The sequence below is a fragment of the Chromobacterium sp. CCUG 76385 genome (assembly GCF_059916625.1).
In genome coordinates this window covers 17370-39949 of the sequence record NZ_JAUCGU010000005.1, presented here as the reverse complement: position 1 = coordinate 39949, position 22580 = coordinate 17370, and the positions used below count along the sequence as shown (strand labels likewise).

Annotated in this window: 23 protein-coding genes; 5 read left to right on the top strand and 18 right to left on the bottom strand. The window is 62.9% G+C overall.

All coding sequences use genetic code 11. The annotated features are described in order from the left end of the window. Positions 1 to 2: 2 nt before the first annotated feature. The gene (locus tag QUG01_RS05520) at positions 3 to 854 is read right to left on the bottom strand and encodes a carcinine hydrolase/isopenicillin-N N-acyltransferase family protein (RefSeq protein WP_500829249.1); all 852 of its coding nucleotides are present in this window, start codon (positions 852 to 854) and stop codon (positions 3 to 5) included. Positions 855 to 1191: 337 nt separating this feature from the next. On the opposite strand from QUG01_RS05520, the gene QUG01_RS05515 reads away from it, so the two are divergent. Together QUG01_RS05515 and QUG01_RS05510 are read left to right on the top strand one after the other, a co-directional pair. Beyond that, positions 1192 to 3414 carry a M30 family zinc metallopeptidase gene (locus QUG01_RS05515; RefSeq protein WP_500829248.1) on the top strand — a complete coding sequence of 741 codons (2223 nt, stop codon included), beginning with the start codon at positions 1192 to 1194 and terminating at the stop codon, positions 3412 to 3414. Between the two features lie 29 nt (positions 3415 to 3443). After that, the gene (locus tag QUG01_RS05510) at positions 3444 to 3752 is read left to right on the top strand and encodes a hypothetical protein (RefSeq protein WP_500829247.1); all 309 of its coding nucleotides are present in this window, start codon (positions 3444 to 3446) and stop codon (positions 3750 to 3752) included. Between the two features lie 355 nt (positions 3753 to 4107). Here QUG01_RS05510 and QUG01_RS05505 read toward each other — a convergent pair whose 3' ends face one another. The 17 genes from QUG01_RS05505 to rpoE form a co-directional block, all read right to left on the bottom strand. After that, entirely contained in the window at positions 4108 to 4857 is a 750-nt protein-coding gene (locus QUG01_RS05505; RefSeq protein WP_500829246.1) for a competence/damage-inducible protein A, read from the bottom strand. Between the two features lie 12 nt (positions 4858 to 4869). Further along, positions 4870 to 5343: a hypothetical protein gene (locus QUG01_RS05500; protein ID WP_500829245.1), complete on the bottom strand. Its 474-nt coding sequence runs from the start codon at positions 5341 to 5343 to the stop codon at positions 4870 to 4872. 1 nt (position 5344) lies between these two features. Continuing rightward, positions 5345 to 6433: a beta-N-acetylhexosaminidase gene (nagZ, locus tag QUG01_RS05495; RefSeq protein ID WP_500829244.1), complete on the bottom strand. Its 1089-nt coding sequence runs from the start codon at positions 6431 to 6433 to the stop codon at positions 5345 to 5347. 83 nt (positions 6434 to 6516) lie between these two features. Further along, a complete protein-coding gene (gene acpS, locus QUG01_RS05490) occupies positions 6517 to 6894 on the bottom strand; it encodes a holo-ACP synthase (RefSeq protein ID WP_500829243.1) in 378 nt (125 codons plus the stop codon). After that, positions 6894 to 7625, bottom strand: coding sequence for a pyridoxine 5'-phosphate synthase (gene pdxJ, locus QUG01_RS05485; protein WP_500829242.1), 732 nt, complete (start codon positions 7623 to 7625; stop codon positions 6894 to 6896). Before pdxJ ends, acpS begins: the two co-directional genes overlap by 1 nt. A 22-nt stretch (positions 7626 to 7647) precedes the next feature. Continuing rightward, positions 7648 to 8385 carry a DNA repair protein RecO gene (gene recO / locus QUG01_RS05480; protein ID WP_500829241.1) on the bottom strand — a complete coding sequence of 246 codons (738 nt, stop codon included), beginning with the start codon at positions 8383 to 8385 and terminating at the stop codon, positions 7648 to 7650. After that, complete coding sequence (locus tag QUG01_RS05475) at positions 8382 to 8669, bottom strand: hypothetical protein (protein WP_500829240.1); 288 nt, start codon at positions 8667 to 8669, stop codon at positions 8382 to 8384. Before QUG01_RS05475 ends, recO begins: the two co-directional genes overlap by 4 nt. After that, the gene (gene era / locus QUG01_RS05470) at positions 8669 to 9559 is read right to left on the bottom strand and encodes a GTPase Era (protein ID WP_103321452.1); all 891 of its coding nucleotides are present in this window, start codon (positions 9557 to 9559) and stop codon (positions 8669 to 8671) included. The genes QUG01_RS05475 and era overlap by 1 nt, the downstream gene beginning before the upstream one ends. Further along, entirely contained in the window at positions 9556 to 10266 is a 711-nt protein-coding gene (rnc, locus tag QUG01_RS05465) for a ribonuclease III (protein WP_500829239.1), read from the bottom strand. Before rnc ends, era begins: the two co-directional genes overlap by 4 nt. Before the next feature lie 7 nt (positions 10267 to 10273). After that, positions 10274 to 10636: a DUF4845 domain-containing protein gene (locus tag QUG01_RS05460; protein WP_500829238.1), complete on the bottom strand. Its 363-nt coding sequence runs from the start codon at positions 10634 to 10636 to the stop codon at positions 10274 to 10276. A gap of 35 nt (positions 10637 to 10671) precedes the next feature. After that, the gene (gene lepB, locus QUG01_RS05455; RefSeq protein WP_500829237.1) at positions 10672 to 11649 is read right to left on the bottom strand and encodes a signal peptidase I; all 978 of its coding nucleotides are present in this window, start codon (positions 11647 to 11649) and stop codon (positions 10672 to 10674) included. Further along, positions 11650 to 13443 (bottom strand): translation elongation factor 4, encoded by a 1794-nt coding sequence (lepA, locus tag QUG01_RS05450; protein ID WP_500829236.1) that lies wholly within the window; start codon positions 13441 to 13443, stop codon positions 11650 to 11652. 158 nt (positions 13444 to 13601) lie between these two features. Next, on the bottom strand, positions 13602 to 13841 hold the full coding sequence (locus QUG01_RS05445) for a glutaredoxin family protein (protein ID WP_500829235.1): 240 nt from the start codon (positions 13839 to 13841) through the stop codon (positions 13602 to 13604). After that, complete coding sequence (locus QUG01_RS05440) at positions 13838 to 15250, bottom strand: DegQ family serine endoprotease (RefSeq protein ID WP_500829234.1); 1413 nt, start codon at positions 15248 to 15250, stop codon at positions 13838 to 13840. Before QUG01_RS05440 ends, QUG01_RS05445 begins: the two co-directional genes overlap by 4 nt. A 206-nt stretch (positions 15251 to 15456) precedes the next feature. Next, a complete protein-coding gene (locus tag QUG01_RS05435) occupies positions 15457 to 16422 on the bottom strand; it encodes a MucB/RseB C-terminal domain-containing protein (protein ID WP_043626264.1) in 966 nt (321 codons plus the stop codon). Beyond that, positions 16422 to 16901, bottom strand: coding sequence for a sigma-E factor negative regulatory protein (locus QUG01_RS05430; protein WP_103320296.1), 480 nt, complete (start codon positions 16899 to 16901; stop codon positions 16422 to 16424). The genes QUG01_RS05435 and QUG01_RS05430 overlap by 1 nt, the downstream gene beginning before the upstream one ends. 2 nt (positions 16902 to 16903) lie before the next feature. Continuing rightward, complete coding sequence (rpoE, locus tag QUG01_RS05425; RefSeq protein WP_043626269.1) at positions 16904 to 17503, bottom strand: RNA polymerase sigma factor RpoE; 600 nt, start codon at positions 17501 to 17503, stop codon at positions 16904 to 16906. A 244-nt stretch (positions 17504 to 17747) separates the two neighbouring features. Between rpoE and prpB the strand changes: the two genes are divergently transcribed. The 3 genes from prpB to acnD all read left to right on the top strand — a co-directional run bounded on the left by prpB (position 17748) and on the right by acnD (position 22563). Continuing rightward, positions 17748 to 18626 carry a methylisocitrate lyase gene (gene prpB, locus QUG01_RS05420; protein WP_500829233.1) on the top strand — a complete coding sequence of 293 codons (879 nt, stop codon included), beginning with the start codon at positions 17748 to 17750 and terminating at the stop codon, positions 18624 to 18626. 47 nt (positions 18627 to 18673) lie between these two features. Beyond that, a complete protein-coding gene (prpC, locus tag QUG01_RS05415; protein WP_500829232.1) occupies positions 18674 to 19822 on the top strand; it encodes a bifunctional 2-methylcitrate synthase/citrate synthase in 1149 nt (382 codons plus the stop codon). Between the two features lie 137 nt (positions 19823 to 19959). Further along, the gene (gene acnD, locus QUG01_RS05410; protein ID WP_500829231.1) at positions 19960 to 22563 is read left to right on the top strand and encodes a Fe/S-dependent 2-methylisocitrate dehydratase AcnD; all 2604 of its coding nucleotides are present in this window, start codon (positions 19960 to 19962) and stop codon (positions 22561 to 22563) included. Positions 22564 to 22580: the final 17 nt, after the last annotated feature.

Sequence of the window (22580 nt, the reverse complement as noted above, 5' to 3'; positions counted from 1 at the left end):
GATCAAGGCAGCAATGTCCGAGCCGGCTGCGCCCAAAATGCCGCATCCAGCGTGTAATCGCGCGTCAGCGGCGCGGCGCCGGGATTGGCCAGCACCAGATGCAGCTTGGGCGCGGCAGCAGGCGGGAAAGCCATCTGCCAGCCGGCCAACGTGTACTCATGGCCGTTGCGCCACAGGCTGTTGTCAGGGCCATCATGGCGATCCTGACTCAGCTTCTCGAACTCGGCCAGACTATGCTGCGGCTGCCGCGCCAGCAAAGACTGGATCCGATCCAGCCGGGTTCTGCTGCTGGCGCCGACTTTTTGCGGCGCATCCAGCAAGTCGGTGTCCGCATAATGATTGGTATGCGCCAAGGTGCCATTCTGCTGACGGACCAGCCGGTAACGCCCCTGCTGGCCTATTTCCACCTGCATCAGGCCGCCGGCATCAGCCAACAGCAGAAACACAGGGCGAGACTGCGGAAACACCTTGTCGGCCGCGGCCGCCACCTCGTCCAGCGAACCATAATCGCGCAACAGCTGCGCCAGAATGCCGTGCCTCTCGCTGTCCGCCAGCCGCACCGTGCGCGGCAGGCTGCTGGCGGAAGCGCTGACCACGGCCAGCCCCTTTTCATTCACGCCCGCCTTGATGCCCGGCGCGCTGCCGTTGTCGGCATACAAGCCCAGATAGGCATAGCCCTGCTGCGGATGACGCAAGCGCAAGGACTGCGCATGATCCGGCTTCCAGTCGCGGTTTTTGGCCAAAAGCGTGCCCTCCGCGCTGGCCGCCCCGGCCGCACCCCACAAGGTGCAGGCGTTTACGGGAGAATGAAACAGCGCGAGCAAGCCCGCCATAGCCAGCCACGATTTCCGCATACAAGCCTCTACTCATGCCTGATTCCATAAAACAGGAAAGCTTTTAGGAGCCGGGACAGGCCACCAACGGCTCGCAAGCATCTAGGGGCTGGAGCGATTCACACCCACAGACATGTGGAAGCCTGCGCCTCACATCTGGCATGCCTCAGCATGGCTCCAGTGATTTAGCTTAACTGATCGAACTTATATTTATAGACAAAATTCGCAACATTTTTTGCAATGCTTGCGATGGAAAGTTGCGTTAATGGTGTTTACATATTGATAATACTAATTTACATTTATTTACAAAACAAACAATATCTTTAAACAAGTTCTTATAGTGAAGAAGATGGACAAAATGAATAAAAATGCCCGCGTGCAAATGATGGCAGCCTGTATAGCCAGTGCCCTGATGTTAAGCGCCTGTGGTGGTGGTGGCGGAGGCGGCGGCGATACCTCGCCCGGCGCCCAGACCACCCGGCAAACCGCTCCCAGCACGCCCAATATTTCGATTGGAACCACGGGCAGCTTGCTGGCAACGGCCCCTATTGCCTTTTCCGCCAGCGCAACCGACCCTTCCGGATTGACGCTTTCCTACATATGGGATTTTGGCGATGGCTCCGCGCCCGCTCCGGGCCAGAACGTCAGCCATAGTTATGCAAAGCCGGGTAGCTATACCGTCAAGGTCTCGGTGTCCAACACCGCCAATCAGGCGTCCAGCTTCACGCAAAGCATCACCATCATTGCTCCCAATCCGGCGACGCCGACTATCCAATCCTCAGCCGCCACCGCTGCCATTGGCCAAAGCGTGACTTTTACCGCCAACTCCAGCGATCCACAAAATCTGCCGCTGACGTTCAATTGGGATTTTGGCGATGGCAGCACCGGCAGCGGCGCAACGGTTTCCCACACCTTCAACAAGGCGGGCACCTACAACGTATCGGTAACAGCTAGCGACACTTCCGGTTTCCAGGCCACCGCCAGCATTGCGCAAGGCGTTGTGGCAACAAACAGCAATAAGCTGGTAGCCGATTGCGCGGGCGCCAATTGCAGCGCCGTGGACGCGTCCACCTATAGCGGCAGCGGAATTGGCGCCTGGCGTTACACCAACACCACATCGAGTGACGCCACCATAGACATCAATATTGCAGGCGTGAAGCCGGGCAACAAAGCGACCCTGGTGTTTACCAATGGCGGCACCAACATGACTTCCGCGCCCGGCACCGGCAGTCTAGCCTCGGCCTCCGCTCTGCCTTCGTTTGGCGCACGCGCAGTCATCACTCACGAGATGATGGCTTACCAGGGCACCTATGCCGGCAAAATGGCCATGACGGAGAAAAACCGACAATTGGCTGAACAGCTGATTCACTTGCCGGCGCAAACCGCCGCCGCGCGCGCGCAGGCAGCGCGCATGCTTGCCCGCCCCCGCGTCAATGCGGCAATTGGCGATACCCGCACCTGGAATGATGTATGGGACAGCACCAGCAACCCCATTCCTTATGTCACCCAGGCTAACACCCAGTGCACGCTGCCGTCTGGCCGCAATGTCGTGTTCTGGCTGGACCCGAACGCCACCAAGTCCGGCAACGTCAGCAGCGACGACATGGCTGCGATGAAAAACGCAGTCTGCGGCAGTAGTGGTGGCTTTGCCCAGCTCAACAACTTACTGGGCGATGTTTGGGGCAATACGCCAAGCAAATACAGCGGCACTCTGATTCAGGATGCGCCCGGCGCCATGCAGGACATCAATATTGTCATCGCCAATGTTCCGGCAAGTACCGGCTGGGCGGGTTATTTCGCTGGTTACAATAACTACCTGAACACGGTCGGAGGGATGAGCAACTCCAACCAGGCCTTGCTGTTCTTCATCAACGCCGGCGAGATCAAGAATAACCGCAACTACACCATTGCCTCTTTGCTGCACGAAGCGACGCACATGGTCAACTTCTACCAGCGCGCGGTTGTCAGAGGCACTGCGCATGACACTTGGCTTGAAGAAACCTCGGCCATGCTGTCGGAGGATGTGATCGCGCCTGCCTTGCTTGGCGGCTACGATACGGCCTATTCAGACAGAATCCCTGGTTACCTGAAAACTGGCGGCGGCGTCAGCTACAACCAGTGGTCTACGCTGTCGTCCGGCTCATACAGCCTGGGCGGCGCGTTTGGCGCCTTCCTGAACCGCCGTTATGGCCTGGCCATCTACAAACAGCTGATCACCAGCTGCAATGACGGCGACAGCTATGGCATCGACAGCAGCTACAACTGCTTGGACAAACTGATCACCCGCAATGGCGGCAGCGGCCTAGCCGATGAATACGCCCGCTTCGGCGCCAGCGTCTTCGCCACGCTGCCTGCCACAAACTTGCCCAATGGTTATGGTTTCCCGACCAAAACAGACGGTGCCTACCAGTTCGCAGCGTTTGATCTGACGAAATATCAGACCACCTCACCGCAAAGCCTGTTCGGGATTTTCCAGTCCATGAGCCATAGCTATCAAGTGGATAACATCAACGGCAATAGCTATAGCCGCAAGGGCGTGAAGATTCCGGCCAACAGCAGCATGATTCTGGTGGTACGCTGATGCAAACAGGCCGGCATGGATTCATTTGCTTGCTGCTGGCGAGCAGCGTGCTGGCCGGTTGCGCCCACTCTGGCAACGCCAGCCAACCGCTGCAGCACACGGTTGCGCCCAGCCAGCGCTGGGTGGGCGCAGTCGTCCGCAAAGGTCCGGATGTGGGCGGCTGGTGGGCGCTGGTTGACGCCAAAGGCCAGGCCTGGCGACTGGATGGTTTAAGTCGGGCCGACACGGCACAGCTGGCCAAACTGCAGTACCAACGCATAGAGGTCAACGGCAAGCCCGGGCAAGAGCTGCTTTCCGTCCCCGGCATCATTGTGGAGCGCTGGTCGCCGCAACCCTAGGGGCTGTTGACGTTTGGTGAGTGGATCGCGTTTGCGCCGATTTGTGCCGGAAGCAAGGCGCACAGTCCGCCGCATAGTCATTCTATGCAAGGGCTGGGCAACGCGGCTTCCGGCCCAAAGCGGCCAAACCCGCAGGGCCGGGCGCCTTTCGCGCCGACTCTTCGTTGTTCCGCGCTGGCAGAGAATGACTATGCGGCGCGCGAAACGCCTCGATTCGGCGCAAAACGCATCCCGGCGCGACCGCTCTCCAAACGTCAACAACCCCTAGGTCCGTCTGACTTGCAGAATGAGCAAACGCCACTGTTTCACGGTGGCGTTTTTCTTGGAATTCGCCGCTGCAGCGCAGGCCGCTACCCTACTTCAGCCTTACCTCATACCCGCGAGCTTGCAAGGCCTTCCCCCACTCCGCCATCGCAATCTCCACTAACGCCGGCTGGCCGCTGAAACCAAACTCGATGTGCATTTCCGGAATGGCCTCATTGCCGAAATTGGGCAAGCTGGACAATTTGAGCGAAGGGTAGCGCGTAGTGAATTCCTGCATCAGCCCGATCAAATCGCCCTCTTTCGCAGCGATGGCGATGCAAGTCTTTTCGATATCTGGCTGATCGTTGAACAGCTGGCGATAATGGGTATCCAGCACCCACTCGATCATGGGCCAGGCCATGCTGGGGAAACCCGGCACAAAGTGGACGTGGCCGCTGGAAAAACCGGGAATCTGATTGACCGGATTGGGAATGATGGCCGCGCCCTGCGGGAAGTGGCCCATGTGGATGCGGTGCGGATAGGCTTCGTCGCCGAAGCGCGCTTCCAGCAGCGCCTTGGCTTCCGGGTGCAGCGCCAGCGGCACGCCCAGCGCGCGGGCGGCGCAGGCGCGGGTGTGATCGTCCGGGGTGGCGCCGATGCCGCCGAAGCTGAACACCAAATCGCCGCCGGCGAAAGCGCGGCGCAGGGCGGATTCGATGCGCGCCGGATCGTCGCCCAGGTACTCAGCCCACGCCAGCTTCATGCCGCGCGCGGCCAGAATGCGGATCAGCGCCTGCATATGCTTGTCCTGGCGCTTGCCGGACAGCAATTCGTCGCCGATGATCAGTGCGCCCACTTGCATGTCTTGCTCCTTTTAACGCCCGCCGTCTTCCAGCATGCGGCGGCAAACGGCGTAGCAATCGTCGATATGGGTGTTGCCGATATAGCGCATGGCGGCGAAGCCGATGGCGGCATTGGCGGCCCAGCCGAGCACCGGCACCAGCTTCAGCGCTTGCTTGCCGGCCCAGCGTCCGGCGGCGCGCTTGACCAACGCAGCCAACAGCGTCCGCGTCACCTCCAGCCCCAAAAGCGCGCTGCCGGCGCGGCGGATCAGCTGGTACAACATCTGTTTGCGCGCCGCGTCGTAAGCGGCGATCTGCTCCGGCGCCACGCCGAAGCGCTGGTTGATGGCCGGAATCAGCTGCAGCAGAATGGCCACATCGGCGGCGACATCCACGCCTGGCGCGGGCAAGGCCGATGCGCCGGCCGACAGCGCGGCGCGTTGCCTCACCAAGGCGCGGCATTCCTCGCGAATGGCATCCAGCTCTTGCAGGCTGGCGGGCAGCATCTCAGTGCGCCTCGCCCACCTGCGGGCCAGCCAGCGCATCCTGCGGCATCGCCAGCTGCCTCACCACGGCCTGAGCGGCGGCGAAGTCGGCGCTGGCGATCACGCGCTGCCAGTCCTCGGCCGGGCTCTTGCCCGCCATGCGTTCCAGACGCTCTGCCAGCTTGGGCTGGGACGACGGCGCAAGCTGCGCCAGCATGGCATCCGCCTCTTCCGGCTGATTGCACACCAGCACCATGTCGCAACCGGCATCCAGCGCCGCGTCGGCGCGTTGCACATAGCTGCCGGCGCCGGCTGCGCCGGCCATGTCCAGCGCGTCGGAGAAGATCACGCCGTCGAAGCCCAATTGGCCGCGCAGGATATCCTGCAGCCAGACGCGGGAGAAGCCGGCCGGCTGGCTGTCCACGGCCGGATACAGCACATGGGCCGGCATCACCGCCCCCATGCCGGCATCGGCCAGACGCGCGAAGGGGATCAGATCGTCGCGCTCGATTTCGGCCAGGCTGCGATCGTCCTGCGGCATCAGGTGGTGGCTGTCTCCGGTCACATAGCCATGGCCGGGGTAATGCTTGCCGCAACTCATCATGCCGCCGCGCCCCAGGCCCTGCTGCAGCACCTCGGCCAGCGCCGCCACCGCCTCCGGGTCGCGGTGGAAGGAACGATTGCCGATGACGGCGCAGCGCTCCCAGTTCAGGTCCAGCACTGGGGTAAACGACAGGTCGATGCCGCAGGCCGACAGCTCGGCCGCCAGCACATAGCCGACGGTTTCCGCCAGCTTGAGCGCCTGATCGCGGTCGGCATCCCAGGCCTCGCCCAGCACATTCATCGGCGGCAGACGGGTGAAGCCATCAAGGAAGCGCTGCACGCGGCCGCCTTCGTGGTCGACGGCGATCAGCAGGTGTGGACTGCGCAAGGCGCGGATCTCGGCGGTCAGCGCGCGCAGCTGTTCGATATTCTGGAAATTGCGGCGGAACAGGATGACGCCGCCCACCAGCGGATGGGTGAGCCGGGCGCGTTCCTGCTCGGTGAGCGCGAAGCCGGCGATGTCCACCATCACCGGGCCGCGCGGAAGGTTCAATGGGGTCTGAGTCATGGTTTTATCCTCGACCGTTGCGGGAGGCATGGATTGCCAACCCAAGTATTGCAAAGACAAGGCTGGAGCGCCGGCCGTTCCCGCTACGATTCCAGCACGACAAAAGCCAGCGCGTGGCCGCGCTCATCGCTGATCGACACGTGCATGCGCGCGACGCCGCGCTCAGCGGCGAAGGCGGCCAGCTCCTTGGACAGCGCCAGCAAGGGCTTGCCCTGCGCGTCATGGCCGACGCCTATCGCCGTCAGCAAGGCCGGCGCCACCACGCCGGTGCCCAAGGCCTTGGCGAACGCCTCCTTGACGGCGAAGCGCTTGGCCAGGAAACGCGCCGGCTCGGCATGCGCTTCGAATTCGGCTTGCTCAACTTCCGTCAGGATGCGCCGGCCGGCCTTGGCGCCCCAACGCTGGAAGAGCGCTTCCATGCGGGCGATTTCGACCAGATCGGTGCCGATGCCGTAAATCATTACAGCCCCTGGCGGCCTTCTATCATCAGCGCCTTCATTTCGCGCACGGCCTGCGGAAAACCGACAAACAAGGCGTGGGCGACGATGGCGTGGCCGATGTTCAGTTCGGCGATCTGCGGGATGGCGGCGATGGGCTTGACGTTGTGGTAGTTCAGGCCGTGGCCGGCGTTGACCACCAGCCCCAAGCTCGCGCCGAACTCGGCGGCTTCGCGGATGCGGACCAGCTCGGCCTCGCGCTCGGCCGCATGCGGGGCATCGGCGTAGGCGCCGGTGTGCAGCTCGATCACGCGCGCGCCGGCGTCGTAGGCTTTCTGGATTTGCTCGCGGTCCGGATCGATGAAGATGGAGACGCGGATGCCGGCTTCGGCCAGCTTGGCCGTGTAATGGCCGACGTCGGCGTAATGGCCGCGCACGTCCAGGCCGCCTTCGGTGGTGACTTCCTCGCGTTTTTCCGGCACCAGGCACACGTCTTCCGGCGCCACTGCCAGCGCGTGCGCCAGCATTTCCGGCGTCATCGCCATTTCCAGATTCATCCGGGTTTTCAGCACCGGGCGCATGGCCTTGACGTCGGCGTCCTGGATATGGCGGCGATCTTCGCGCAGGTGCAGGGTGATCAGGTCGGCGCCGCTGGATTCGGCCACCAGGGCGGCCTCCACCGGGCTGGGGTAGCGGGTGCCGCGCGCCTGGCGCAGCGTGGCGACGTGATCGATGTTTACGCCCAACAGAATCATTTGCTTCTCCCTTTTTCGCCGTCTAGTCCGACAGGGACTGGATGGCCTGCAATAATTCGCGCGACGCCAGCGGCTCCTCGCCCAGCAACGCGCCCAGCCACACCCGGCTGAGCTGGCGCGCCTGGCCGCGCACCGCCGGATCGCTGTAATCGTCGGCGTCAATCGCCAACAGCGCCGCGCCGGAAAGCCGCGCCACGCGGCCGATCAGCGCCAGCTCAGGATGATCGTCCGGCTCCGGCAGCGCCGCGTCGCGGCACAGGTAATGGCGATCGGCGGCGACGGCCGCGCCGTGGCTGTCCCGCGCCAGCGACGGCGCGTAGCCCAGCGCCTGGGCCAGTTTCAACTCGTAGCGGCGCAGCACCGGCGCCAGCGATGGCTGGACGGCCAGATCGCGCACCGCCGCGTCGTAAACGGAAAAAGCCCGCGGCTCGGGATCGTCCCGCGCCGTGAGCTTCAGCATCAATTCATTCAGGTAAAAGCCGCAGACCAGCGGCAAGCCGGTCAACGGCCGCACGCCGCCGTCCCAGTCGGCGCCGTGCAGCGTGCGCAACTCGCCCTTGCCGAACCACGAGAGCGTCAGCGGCTGAAACGGCAGCAACACCCCGCGCAAATCGGAGCGCGGCCGCCGCGCGCCGCGCGCCACCAGGCTGAAACGGCCATGATCGCGCGTCAGCACTTCCAGCAGCAGGCTGGTCTCGCGGTACGGCTGGGTATGCAGGATATAGGCCGACTGCTTGTCCACCCGCCCCGGCTGGCTCATGCGCGGCTATCCTCCGGCAAACGGCGGCTGACGACAAAATCGAACTCGCCGGCGCCGCGGCCCAAGCGCTGCAGAACCAGTTGTTCCACCCTGCCGCGCCAGGCGGCGATGGCATCGACGCTGTCCCAATACGTGAGCTGCTCCACCGCGTCGCCGCCCAGGCAGCCCGGCTGCGCCGTGGCCAAGCGCAGCGCGCACAGAGACAGCCCGGCCAGCGCCGGCGTGTCGGCGGCAAGCCGCACCGTCCAGCAAGGCTGAAACGGCGGCTGTTCCAACGGCTTCATCAGTCCAGACCGAACTCGCGCAGGAAGCGGACGTCGTCGGCCCAGCCGGACTTCACCTTCACCCATACCTGCAGGAACACCTTGCCGTCGAACAGCTTTTCCATGTCCAGACGCGCCTCGGTGGAAATTTTCTTCAGCTTCTCGCCGCCCCTGCCGATCACGATGGGCTTCTGATGCTCCTTGTCCACCAGCACCGCGATGTGGATGCGGCGCAGCGCGCCGTCCATCTCGAACATCTCCACTTCGACGTTCATTTCGTACGGCAGCTCTTCGCCCAGGTAGCGGAACAGCTTCTCGCGGACAATCTCGGCCGCCAGGAAACGCTCGTTCTTGTCGGTGATCATGTCTTCCGGATACAGCGGCATCGACTCCGGCAGATGCGGGCGCACTTGGTCCAGCAGCTCGGCCAGGCGTTGGCCGTGCTTGGCGCTGACCACTTCCACGCCGGCGAATTCGAACTCGGCGCACACCTCGTCGATGAAAGCCTGCAGCGCCAGCTTGTCCTTGGCCTTGTCCAGCTTGTTCACCACCAGGATGACAGGCGTTTTCTTGGGCAGCAGCGCCATCACTTCGCGGTCGGCGGCGGTGAAGCGCATCGCTTCCAGCAGGAACAGCACGCAATCGACACTGCCGAGCGAATCCTTGACGCTCTTGTTCAGCGCCTCGTTCAGAGCGCCCTTGTGGTAGGTCTGGAAGCCCGGCGTATCGACGAACACGAACTGCGCCGCGTCCTCGGTATGGATGCCGGTGACGCGGTGGCGCGTGGTCTGCGACTTCTTGGACGTGATGCTGATCTTCTGGCCGATCAAGTGATTCATCAACGTGGACTTGCCCACGTTGGGACGGCCGACGATGGCGACAAAGCCGCAGTGGAATGGGGTGTGGGTCATGTTCGTTTCTTGCTTGCTGCGAGTTTCTGTTCCAGCAGGTTGATCGCCGCTTCGGCGGCCTGCTGCTCGGCTGCGCGGCGGCTGCCGCCTTCGCCGGTGGCGATCAGGGCCACTTCGCCCAGATCGCACTCCACCTTGAACCATTGTTCATGCGCCTCGCCGCTTTGCGACAGGATGCGGTACTTCGGCAGCGCCAGCTTGCGCGCCTGCAGCGCTTCCTGCAAGCGGGTCTTGGCGTCCTTGGCCTGGCGCGTGGTATCGATGGTGGCCACGCGCTGCGCGTACAGCTTGCGCACCACCAGCTCGGCGGCGGCGAAGTCCGCGTCGAAGCTGACGGCGGCGAAGGTGGCTTCCAGCGCGTCGGCCAGGATGGACGGCCGGTTGAAGCCGCCGCTTTTCAGCTCGCCCTCGCCCAGGTACAAGTAGTCGCCCAGCTTCAATTCATGGGCGATCTCGGCCAGCGTGTTCTGGTTGACCAGATTGGCGCGCAGACGGGACAGCTCGCCCTCGGTCAACTGCGGAAACTGGTCGAACAACATGCGGGCCACGGTGTAATTGAGGATGCTGTCGCCGACGAACTCGAAGCGTTCATTGTTGGCGCTGCCGTAGCTGCGGTGCGTCAAGGCCTGGCGCAGCAATTCCGGCGTCTTGAAGGAATAATCCAGCGCCTGGGTAAGGCGCCGGAATCGATTATCGGTTTGGGTCACGGTATGGTTATTGAACAGCAGGCGGTTGGCCTGCCTGGGTATCGAAATGGAACAGCAGACTGACATTGGCGAACAGCGGCACCTCGCGCTGGTATTGCGCGCGCAGGAAGTTGCCGTTATTGCCGGCCACCACTGTCAAGTTATCGCCCTTGATCGCGGTGATGTCGGCAACGGCCGCCTTCTGGTCAAACTCATGCCGCAGCGTGTACTCGCCGGCATTGGTTTCGCCGGACAGTGTCTGCAACGTATTCTTGATATTGGCGAATTCGGTGTAGACCGGCACGATCTTGAACACCAGCAACAAGGCGGCGCCGGCCAGGGCGACACACAACAGCACGGCGATGCCAGACAAGCCCCTCTGTTTTTTCATGCGAATCTCCCGCTGCGGCCAGCGCGGCCTGTAGCTTACTGAATTTTGCTGCCGATGCGCGACAGGTCGCCGAAGTTCATCCAGATCATGAAGGCCTTGCCCACCATCAGATCATCCTTGACGAAGCCCCAGTAGCGGCCGTCGGAACTGTTGTCGCGGTTGTCGCCCATCATGAAGTAGTTGCCCTGCGGCACTTTGCAGACAAAGCCATCGTCATCGTAGCGGCAATTGTCGCGGTACGGGAAGTCCTGCACCTGGCTCAGCGCCACTACCGGCGTGCCCGCATTATTCAGCACCTTGTACTGCTTGCCGTTCTGGCTTTCGCGGAACTGATCGGCCGTGATCTGTTGCAGGCCCAGCTCCTTTTCCAGGTAATCGTAGGTGCCGTCCTGCACATCGGTCAGCGGCTTGCCGTTGACGGTCAGGCGCTTGTTGCGGTACTCGACGGTATCGCCCGGCAGGCCGATCACGCGCTTGATGTAATTGATCTTGGGGTTCGGCGGGTAGTTGAACACCACCACGTCGCCGTGCTGCACCTGCCCCACCGGGATCAATACATTATTGAGCACCGGCACGCGGATGCCATAGGCGAATTTATTGACCAGGATGAAGTCGCCGACGACCAGGCCCGGCCGCATCGAGCTGGACGGAATCTGGAACGGCTCCACCAGGAAGGAGCGCAGCACGAACACCACCAGGATCACCGGGAAGAAGCCGCGGGAATAATCGACGAAATGGCCGGCCTCGGCGCCGCTGGCAGCGCGCTTCTTGGCCAGCAGCCACTTGTCCAGCGCCCACACCACGCCGGTGATCAGCACGAACACCAGCATCACGGCGGTGAAGCTCATGTAGTTGGAGAGGAAGCCGAAGCCGCCGATCACCAGCGCCAGATAGCCCCACTGCACGGACTGCGGCCAATCGGCCGCTCCTTCCTGCTTCTTGCCGCCCAGCACGATCAGCATGGCGCCGATCGCTGCCAGGGCGACGAATACCCAGTACAAGTTTCCGCCCACTTATTTGTCCCCTACTTGAAGAATGGCAAGGAAAGCCTCTTGCGGGATTTCCACGTTGCCGACCTGTTTCATGCGCTTTTTGCCGGCTTTTTGCTTTTCCAACAGTTTTTTCTTACGCGTGATGTCGCCGCCGTAGCACTTGGCCAGCACGTTCTTGCGCAGCGCCTTGACGGTTTCGCGGGCGATGATGTGGCCGCCGATGGCCGCCTGCACCGCGATGTCGAACATCTGGCGTGGGATCAGCTCGCGCATCTTGGACACCAGCTCGCGGCCGCGGTACACGCTGGAAGCGCGGTGCACGATCAGAGACAACGCGTCCACCTTCTCGCCGTTGACCAGCACGTCCAGCTTGACCAGATCGGCGCTCTGGAATTCCTTGAATTCGTAGTCCAGCGAGGCGTAGCCGCGGCTGGTGGACTTCAGCTTGTCGAAGAAGTCCATCACCACCTCGTTCATCGGCAGATCATACGTCAGCATCACCTGGCGGCCCATGTATTGCATATTGCGCTGCACGCCGCGCTTCTGGTTGCACAGCGTCATCACCGCGCCGACATAATCCTGCGGCACCAGGATGGTGGAGGTGATGATGGGTTCGCGCAGGTCTTCATACTTGCCGGAGTCCGGCATCCGAGACGGGTTGGACACCACTTCCACCGTGCCGTCCCTCATCACCACTTCGTAATTCACCGTGGGGGCGGTGGTGATCAGGTCCATGTCGAACTCGCGCTCCAGCCGCTCCTGCACGATTTCCAGGTGCAAGAGGCCGAGGAAGCCGCAGCGGAAGCCGAAGCCCAGCGCTTGCGACACTTCCGGCTCGTATTTCAGCGAGGCGTCGTTCAGCTGCAGTTTTTCCAGCGCGTCGCGCAGCGCTTCGTAATCATGGCTTTCCACCGGATACAGGCCGGCGAACACCTGCGACTGCACGTCCTTGAAGCCCGGCAGCGCCTCGGTGGCCGGATTGCTCACCAGGGTGATGGTATCACCCACCTTGGCCGACTTCAGCTCCTTGATGCCGGCGATGACAAAGCCGACTTCGCCCGCGTTCAGGCTGGGGCGCTGCACCGACTTCGGCGTGAACACGCCCACCTGTTCGCACAGATGCTCGGCGCCGGTGGCCATGAACTTGATCTTATCCTTGGGCTTCAGCGAGCCGTCGATGACCCGCACCAGCATCACCACGCCGACATAGTTGTCGAACCAGGAGTCGACGATCAGCGCCTTCAGCGGGCCGTCCGGATTGCCCTGCGGCGGCGGAATCTTGTTGACCACCTCTTCCAGGATGTCCTCGATGCCGATGCCGGACTTGGCCGAGGCGCGCACGGCGTCCACGGCCTCGATGCCGATGATGTCCTCGATCTCCTGGGAGATGCGCTCCGGGTCGGCGGCCGGCAGGTCGATCTTGTTCAGCACCGGCACCACTTCCACGCCCAGTTCGATGGCGGTGTAGCAGTTGGCCACGGTTTGGGCTTCCACGCCCTGCGATGCGTCCACCACCAAGAGCGCGCCTTCGCAGGCGGACAGCGAGCGCGACACTTCGTAGCTGAAGTCCACGTGTCCCGGGGTGTCGATCAGGTTCAGATGGTAGACCTCGCCATTGCGGGCCTTGTACTGCAAGGCGGCAGTCTGCGCCTTGATGGTGATGCCGCGTTCCTTCTCGATATCCATCGAGTCGAGCACCTGGGCGCTCATTTCGCGCAGCTCAAGGCCGCCGCAGAATTGAATGAAACGGTCGGCCAGGGTGGACTTACCATGGTCGATATGGGCAATGATCGAAAAATTTCGGATGTTCTTCATCGGTTTCCAGCAAAAGATAAGGGCACGCAAGCGTGCCCGGGGCTGCTGACGGATGGCCCTTCCGGGGGACCCGCTCGGGTCCGACGGCTGCCGGAAGCCGATCAGCAAGCGGGGGCGCGTCCTGCGCGCCCCCGGTTTGACTCACACTGGCGCGGATTTTAGCCGATTTCGCCCAAGTGTGCAGCCAACTTCGTCGCATCGAGATGCCAGTGGCAGATTTCGGTCTCGCCGTCCATCAGCACCGGCACCAGCTCATTGAAGCGGGCCTCCAGCGCCGGATCGGCATCGATATCCAGCACTTCCAGCTCGAAACCGTGGCGCTCGCGCCAAGGCGCAAGCTCCGCCAGCATCTGATGGCAGAGGCTGCAATATTCGCGGAAGTAAAGCGTCAGCTTCACTGCGCGTCGCCCACAGTCAGCGGCACAAACTGCACCTGCCCCTGGCGCATCACCTGCAATGCCACGGTGCCGCCCTTCTTCACTTGCTCCAGCGCCTTCTTCAACTGTGCGAAGCTCTGCAGCGGCTCGCTGCCGACGCCGACGATGACGTCGCCAGGCTGAATACCGGCGCGCATCGCCACGCCATTGGCCGCGCGCACCAGCAGGCCATAGTCGATGCCGGCCTGCTTCAGCTGCATCGGCGTCAATTCCTGCAGACGCAGGCCGATCTGCGCCAGGCTCTGCTCACCCTGCGCGCCAGGCTTACGGTATTCGCGCTGGGCGATGCGGGAGTCCTCTTCCTTCAACTCCTCCGGCACCACGCGCACCGCAGCCGGCGCGCGGTTGCGCCAGATATCCAGCGCCAGCGGCTTGCCAGGCGGCATATCGCTGATCAGGCGCTGCAGATCGCCGCCGGAATTCACTTCCTGGCCATTGACCTTGAGGATGATATCGCCAGCCTTCAGCCCCGCCTTCTGCGCCGGGCCTTTCGGATCCAACGCATTGATCAGCGCGCCGCTGGGCTTGGCCAGGCCAAACGAGGCCGCCAACTCCTTGCTCAGCTCCTGAATCACCACGCCGATGCGGCTGCGGGTCACCTTGCCCTTGGCCTTCAGTTGATCCGCCACATTCATCGCGGTATCGATCGGAATGGCGAAAGAGATGCCCATGAAGCCGCCGGAACGGCTATAGATCTGCGAATTGACGCCGATCACCTCGCCCTTCATGTTGAACAGCGGGCCGCCGGAGTTGCCGGGGTTGACCGCGGCGTCGGTCTGGATGAACTGCACCGCGCTCTCGTCCGGCAGCATGCGGTTCTTGCCGGAAACGATGCCCGATGTGGCGGTGTTTTCAAAGCCGAATGGCGAGCCGATGGCCAGCACCCACTGTCCCACCTTCACGTCCTTGGCATTCCCCAGACGGGCCACCGGCAGCTTGGCCGCTTCGATCTTCAGCAAGGCCACGTCGGAACGGGCATCGGAGCCGATGACCTTGGCCTGGAATTCGCGCTTGTCGGTCAGTTTGACGGTGATCTTGTCGGCGCGCGCCACCACATGGGCATTGGTCAGCACGTAACCATCTGCGGAGATGATGAAGCCGGAGCCGAGCGAGCTTTCCTGCCGCTCCTGCATGCGCGGCGGCGCGAAACGGCGGAAGAACTCGAAGAAGGGGTCGCCCTCCATGCCTTCCGGCAAGCCGGACGACACTTCCTTGACCGTGGACGTGGTGCTGATATTGACCACGGCCTTGCCTTCGGTTTCAACAATGGCGCTGAAATCCGGCAGATCCGCCGCCATGGCGACGGGAACCGCGGCAGTCAGCACCGATGCCGCCAGCATGGCGGAAACGATCAGTTTTTTGATCGACATGTGCGCTCCATCTTTTTGCTGTGTTGTGGATTGAATACGCCGGCGAGCGCCGGCTATTGAAACGAACAGACAGGAAATACAAGCCTGGCGGCCGGCATCACCCCTCCTCTATTCTCATCGGCGCGGAAGAACAACCGCGCCGGTCACTGCGGGCCACTCTTCCGCCAAGAGAGGAAGAGTGGCCGATCCCAATCGTCTTGCCCGGCTCATTCGCTCTTGGCATTGAGATGCATGCCCTTGAGCAGCGCCATCATCGCCGTTTGCGGCATATCGCCCACCGCGGTCAGCTGCATATCGCCTTGATAGCTGGTGGCCATATTGATCGCGCCGTGCAGATTGCCCACCCGCTCCATCCGCGCGTTTTCCGGCGGCGGCGGCTCGACGAACACCGACAGCATCACCAGACCGTCGGACAGCACCAGATGACGCACCGGCTTGGCGCCGGTGCCAGGCAACACCCGTTCAGCCGAGCGCAACAAGCGGAAGCCCTGCGGCAAACCGGTGATTTCATTTTGCGAAATCGACGGATCCGCGCCCGTCGGCGCCTTGGCCGAACGCAGCAGGAACTTCTGCGGCAGCTTGGCGCGGTAGGCCCGCTTGTCCTTGACGCCGGCCAGCTCTATCTCGGTGAAGGTGAACTGCTCCACCGAGTCGCCGCGCGGCGACAGGGTGATCATCTTCAAGGGCAGATAGGTGGTCGGCTCGACGCACATGCGCATGGTGTAGCGTTGCGGATCGCGCGGCTGAAGATCCAGCCACTGGCAGTCTCGCTGCGCCACCCGATCCGTGCCGGTGCGCTTGAGCACATAGGAGCGGGCAATATCGTCAACATCGTCAGGCAGCAAGGCCGGGAACAGCCGCATCGCGCTGATCTTGCAGGCCATCAGCGCGCGCTTGTCCTGCGCGTAGCAAGTCAGCTCGCCGCCGTTTCTCACCACCTCGCGCGGCGGGCCGTCCAGCGACGTGCGCTTCTCGCGGACATTGTCCCCTTGCCCCTGGCGCACCAGGCGGAAAGTTTCCAGCATGCCATTCATCTGATGCAGATAGGTGCCGTCCAAAGCCTGCTGCCGGCTGGCATTGCCAACCTTGCGCAACAGCTGCATGTCATCCTCGGCGTGGGCCGCACAGGCGGCCCCGAACATCAACACACCAATCAGGGGTACGACACGCATCAGTGGCGAACTCCGTTTCCGTAAGATACCCGCATCACACCTTGATCCGCGGTCACCTCCTGGTGAGCCAGCACGTACGGGTCATCCTGCTCGAGTTGAGCCGGCTGCGCCATCTGCACCGGCACGCCGCGATCAGCTATCACGGACGGCGCGGCCTGACGATGGCTGAGCTGCTGCCAGCCCACCACCGCGGCGAAGCTGACGCTGGCGGCCAGCGCCACGGCGCCCGCCGTTCTGGCGCGCTGCGGCCGCATCCAGCGGCGCGGAGCCAGCACGGTCGGTTCCGCCGCCAGACGCTCGGCCACCTTGGCGCGCACGTCGAGCGAGGCCAGTCGATTGGCGCGCATCGCATCGCCGATCAGATGATATTGTTCCCAGGCCGCATCCAGGTCTTTGTCGTCGGCGATCGAGGCAATGGCCTTATTGACCAGGGGCTCGTCCAGTTCGCCGTCAATCAGCGCGGAAATCGTTTCTTTCATACTTACCACCTTCTGTTCTTGGCCGTATCCAGCAGAGGCCGCAGTTCAGCAGCAATCGCCTCGCGAGCGCGGAAAATCCGCGAACGCACAGTGCCTATAGGACAATCCATCACCGTAGCGATCTCGTCGTAGGACAGCCCCTCCATTTCCCTGAGGGTAATGGCGGTACGCAACTCCTCCGGCAAGGCTTCCACGGCGGCATTGACCGTTGCCAGAATTTCCTTGTTCATCAGCTCGGTTTCGGGCGTGTTCATGTCCGGGATCTGCGACGCCATGTCGAAGCTCTCGCCGTCCTCGTCCTCGATCTCGCTGTTCACCACCGGGCGTCGCCCGTTGGCGCTGAGGAAATTCTTGGCCGTATTGATGCCTATCCTGTACAGCCACGTGTAAAACGCGCTCTCACCTCGGAAAGACGGCAAAGCACGATACGCTTTGATAAAAGCTTCCTGCGTCACATCCTCGATGTCCGAACCGTCGCGGATAAACCGCGACAACAGCCTGGCGAGACGTCGCTGATACTTGGCAACAAGCAGATCGAAAGCTCTTTTTTCACCTCGCTGGGCACGTTCCACCAACTGTTGATCGATATCCCGATCACTCATGTCGTTGTTATGCTCCCTGGTTTGCCCACTGTTTTATGTGGTCGTTACGTGGACTGTGATCTAGACCACAGGCTTCGCCTTGAGTTCCCAATATCGAGGACGATGCGAAACATATCATCCCCGGGCCAAAACTTGAACATCCAAATGTCAACTATTGCCAGTATTTTCTAGAGCCTTTACACTCCAACCAAGCACTTGCTTGAATGACAGGCTGCTAATTCACATCCATCGTCAGGAGCATCCAATGAGCACTCCCGGGCAGCGATTCCGCCAGGCCGTGGCCACTGAAAAACCGTTGCAAGTAGTAGGCGCGATCAATGCCTATGCCGCACGTTTGGCCGAACACTCAGGTTTCAAGGCCTTATACCTGTCCGGCGGGGGGGTCGCCGCTGCGTCCTGCGGCATTCCGGACCTTGGCATCACCACGCTGGAAGACGTGCTGATCGACGCGCGCCGCATCACCGACATCACCGACCTGCCGCTGCTGGTCGACATCGACACCGGCTGGGGCGGCGCCTTCAACATCGCCCGCGCGGTGCGCAGTCTGGAGAAAGCCGGCGTGGCGGCCGTGCACATTGAAGATCAGGTCCTGCAAAAGCGCTGCGGCCACCGCCCCAATAAGGCGATCGTGCCGCAGGATGAGATGGTGGACCGCATCAAGGCCGCCACCGACGCCCGCCGCGACGGCAGCTTCGTCATCATGGCCCGCACCGACGCTCTGGCGGTGGAGGGTTTGGACGCCGCAATCGAACGCGCCGTCGCCTGCGTGGAAGCCGGCGCCGACATGATCTTTCCGGAGGCGATGACCGATCTGGCCATGTACCAGCGCTTCGCCGAAGCGGTGAAAGTGCCGGTGCTGGCCAATATCACCGAATTCGGCGCCACGCCGTTGTATACCACGGACGAGCTGGCCGCCAATGGCGTCGGCCTGGTGCTGTACCCGCTATCGGCCTTCCGCGCCATGAGCCAGGCCGCGCTGGAAGTATACGGCGCCATCCGCCGCGACGGCACGCAGCAGGCTGTGTTGGACAAGATGCAAACCCGGATGCAGCTGTATGAGCACCTGGGCTACCACGAATACGAAAAGAAACTGGACCAGCTGTTCGCCGCCGGCAAGCAATAACAATCAAGGCAGCGGCATCGCCCCAAGTCTGACAAAGGAGAAGTGGCATGACTGAAGTGGTACTCACCGGCAAACCGAAGAAATCCGTGGCGCTGTCCGGCGTAGCCGCCGGCAATACCGCGCTGTGCACCGTAGGCCGCAGCGGAAACGACCTGCACTATCGCGGCTACGACATTCTGGACATCGCCGGCCATTGCGAATTCGAGGAAGTGGCCTACCTGCTGGTGCACGGCAAGCTGCCGAACAAGGCCGAGCTCGCCGGCTACAAGAAGAAGCTGAAGTCGCTGCGCGGCCTGCCCGCCTCGGTCAAGGCCGTGCTGGAAGCGCTGCCGGCCAGCGCCCATCCGATGGACGTGATGCGCAGCGGCGCCTCGGCGCTGGGTTGCGCGCTGCCGGAGAAGGACGACCACAACCTGGCCGGCGCGCGCGACATCGCCGACCGCCTGATGGCCTCTTTCGGCTCCATCCTGCTCTACTGGTATCACTACAGCCACAACGGCAAGCGCATCGAGGTGGAAACCGACGACGACAGCATAGGCGGCCACTTCCTGCACCTGCTGCACGGCGCCAAACCGTCCTACGAGTGGGTGCGCGCGATGCACACCTCGCTGAACCTCTACGCCGAACATGAATTCAACGCCTCCACCTTCACCGCCCGCGTCATCGCCGGCACCGGCTCCGACATGTACAGCGCCATCACCGGCGCCATCGGCGCGCTGCGCGGCCCCAAACACGGCGGCGCCAACGAGGTGGCGTTCGAAATTCAACAGCGCTATGAAAATCCGGACGAAGCGGAAGCCGACATCCGCGCCCGCGTCGAGAAGAAAGAAGTGGTGATCGGCTTCGGCCACCCCGTTTATACGATTTCCGATCCGCGCAACAAGGTCATCAAGGAAGTGGCGCGCCAGTTGTCCAAGAGCAATAGCGATATGAAGATGTTCGATATCGCCGAGCGCCTGGAAAGCGTGATGTGGGACGTCAAGAAGATGTTCCCGAACCTGGACTGGTTCTCGGCCGTCAGCTACCACGCGATGGGCGTGCCCACCGCCATGTTCACCCCGCTGTTCGTGATCTCCCGCACCAGCGGTTGGGCGGCCCATGTGATCGAACAACGCCAGGACGGCAAGATCATCCGTCCGTCGGCCAATTACGTCGGGCCGGAAGATCAGGTCTTCGTGCCGCTGGAAAAACGCTGAGCCTCTCGCCACGAACCCCACGAAAAAGACGAAGACGCATTTCCAAATGCCTAGGCTGCGAAAACGCAGCGCGTGGCGTGGCGCTTTTGTGGATTTCGTGGGTTTCGCGGCTAACTGGATTGACTTGTGGGATTTAAATGAACACCGCCTACCGCACTGCCCTGCCCGGCACCGGGCTAGACTATTTCGACGCCCGCGCCGCAGTGGAAGCCATCCAGCCCGGCGCCTGGGACAAACTGCCCTATACCGGCCGCATCCACGCAGAGAACCTGGTCCGCCGCTGCGATCCGGCCATGCTGGCCGAATGCCTGGAACAGATCGTCCATCGCAAGCGCGAGCGCGACTTTCCGTGGTTCCCCGCGCGCGTGGTCTGCCACGACATCCTCGGCCAGACCGCGCTGGTGGACCTGGCCGGCCTACGCGACGCCATCGCCGACCAGGGCGGCGACCCGGCCCAGGTCAACCCGGTGGTGCCGGTGCAATTGATCGTCGACCACTCGCTGGCGGTGGAATGCGGCGGCTTCGACCCAGACGCGTTCCAGAAGAACCGCGCCATCGAAGACCGCCGCAACGAAGACCGCTTCCACTTCATAGACTGGACCAAGTCCGCTTTCGACAATGTCGACGTGATCCCGGCCGGCAACGGCATCATGCACCAGATCAATCTGGAGAAGATGAGCCCGGTGATCCACAACGACCACGGCGTCGCCTACCCCGACACCTGCGTCGGCACCGACAGCCACACGCCGCACGTGGACGCGCTGGGCGTGATCGCCGTCGGCGTCGGCGGCCTGGAAGCCGAGAACGTGATGCTGGGCCGCGCCTCGTGGATGCGGCTGCCTGACATCGTCGGCGTGGAGCTCTCCGGCAAACCCGGCCCCGGCATCACCGCCACCGACGTGGTGCTGGCGCTGACCGAATTCCTGCGCCAGCAAAAAGTCGTCGGCGCGTATCTGGAATTTTACGGCGAAGGCGCGGCCGCGCTGACGCTGGGCGACCGCGCCACCATCTCGAACATGGCCCCGGAGTACGGCGCCACGGCCGCGCTGTTCTTCATCGACCAGCAGACGATCGATTACCTGAAATTGACCGGCCGCAGCGACGAGCAGGTCAAGCTGGTGGAAACCTACGCCAAGGCCGCCGGCTTGTGGGCGGACAGCCTCAAAACCGCCAAATACGAGCGCGTGTTGAAGTTTGATCTCTCCACCGTCACCCGCACTCTGGCCGGCCCGTCGAATCCGCACAAACGGCTGCCAGTAGCCGACCTGGCCGAGCGCGGCATCGCCGCCAACCTCGCCGAAGCCCGCGCGCAGGAAGCGCGGGGCCTGCTGCCGGACGGCGCGGTCATCATCGCCGCCATCACCAGCTGCACCAACACCAGCAACCCGCGCAATGTGATCGCCGCCGGCCTGTTGGCGCGCAACGCCAACCGGCTGGGCCTGGCGCGCAAACCGTGGGTCAAGTCCTCCCTGGCCCCCGGCTCCAAGGCCGTGGAGCTGTACCTGAAGGAAGCCGGCCTGCTGTCCGAGCTGGAGAAGCTGGGCTTCGGCATCGTCGCCTTCGCCTGCACCACCTGCAACGGCATGTCCGGCGCGCTGGACCCGAAAATCCAGCAGGAAATCATAGACCGCGATCTGTACGCCACAGCGGTGCTGTCCGGCAACCGCAACTTCGACGGCCGCATCCACCCCTACGCCAAACAGGCCTTCCTCGCCTCGCCGCCGCTGGTGATCGCCTACGCCATCGCCGGCACCATGCGCTTCGACATCGAAAAAGACGTATTGGGCGTAGTAGACGGCAAGGAAATCCGTCTGAAAGACATTTGGCCCAGCGACGAAGAAATCGACGCCGTGCTGAAGCAGGCTGTCAAACCGGAACAATTCCGCCAGGTCTACGAGCCGATGTTCGCCATCCGCCAGGACAGCAGCGAGAAGGTCAGCCCGCTGTACGCCTGGCGGCCGCAAAGCACGTATATCCGCCGCCCGCCATACTGGGAAGGCGCGCTGGCCGGCGCGCGCACGCTGAAGGGCATGCGTCCGCTGGCCTTGCTGCCGGACAACATCACCACCGACCACCTGTCGCCGTCCAACGCCATCCTGGCCAGCTCCGCCGCCGGCGAATACCTGGCCAAGATGGGCCTGCCGGAAGAAGACTTCAACTCCTACGCCACCCACCGCGGCGACCACCTGACGGCGCAGCGCGCCACCTTCGCCAACCCGCAGTTGGTCAACGAAATGGCCGTGGTGGACGGCGAGGTGAAGAAAGGCTCGCTGGCTCGGGTGGAGCCGGAAGGCAAAGTCATGCGGATGTGGGAGGCCATCGAAACCTATATGGCGCGCAAACAGCCGCTGATCATCATCGCCGGCGCCGACTACGGCCAGGGCAGCTCTCGCGACTGGGCGGCAAAGGGCGTGCGGCTGGCCGGCGTCGAAGCCATCGTCGCGGAGGGCTTCGAGCGCATCCACCGGACCAACTTGATTGGAATGGGCGTGCTGCCGCTGGAATTCAAACCCGGCGTCAACCGCAAAACGCTGGGCCTGGACGGCACCGAAACCTACGATGTGATCGGCCAGCGCCGGCCGCGCGCCGACCTGACGCTGCTCATCCATCGCAAAAATGGCGAAACCACGCAGGTGGCCGTGACCTGTAGGCTGGATACGGCGGAAGAAGTGTCGATTTACGAGGCCGGCGGCGTGCTGCAGCGCTTCGCGCAGGATTTTCTGGAAGCGGCGCGCGTCTGACAGCGGATACAACAGGA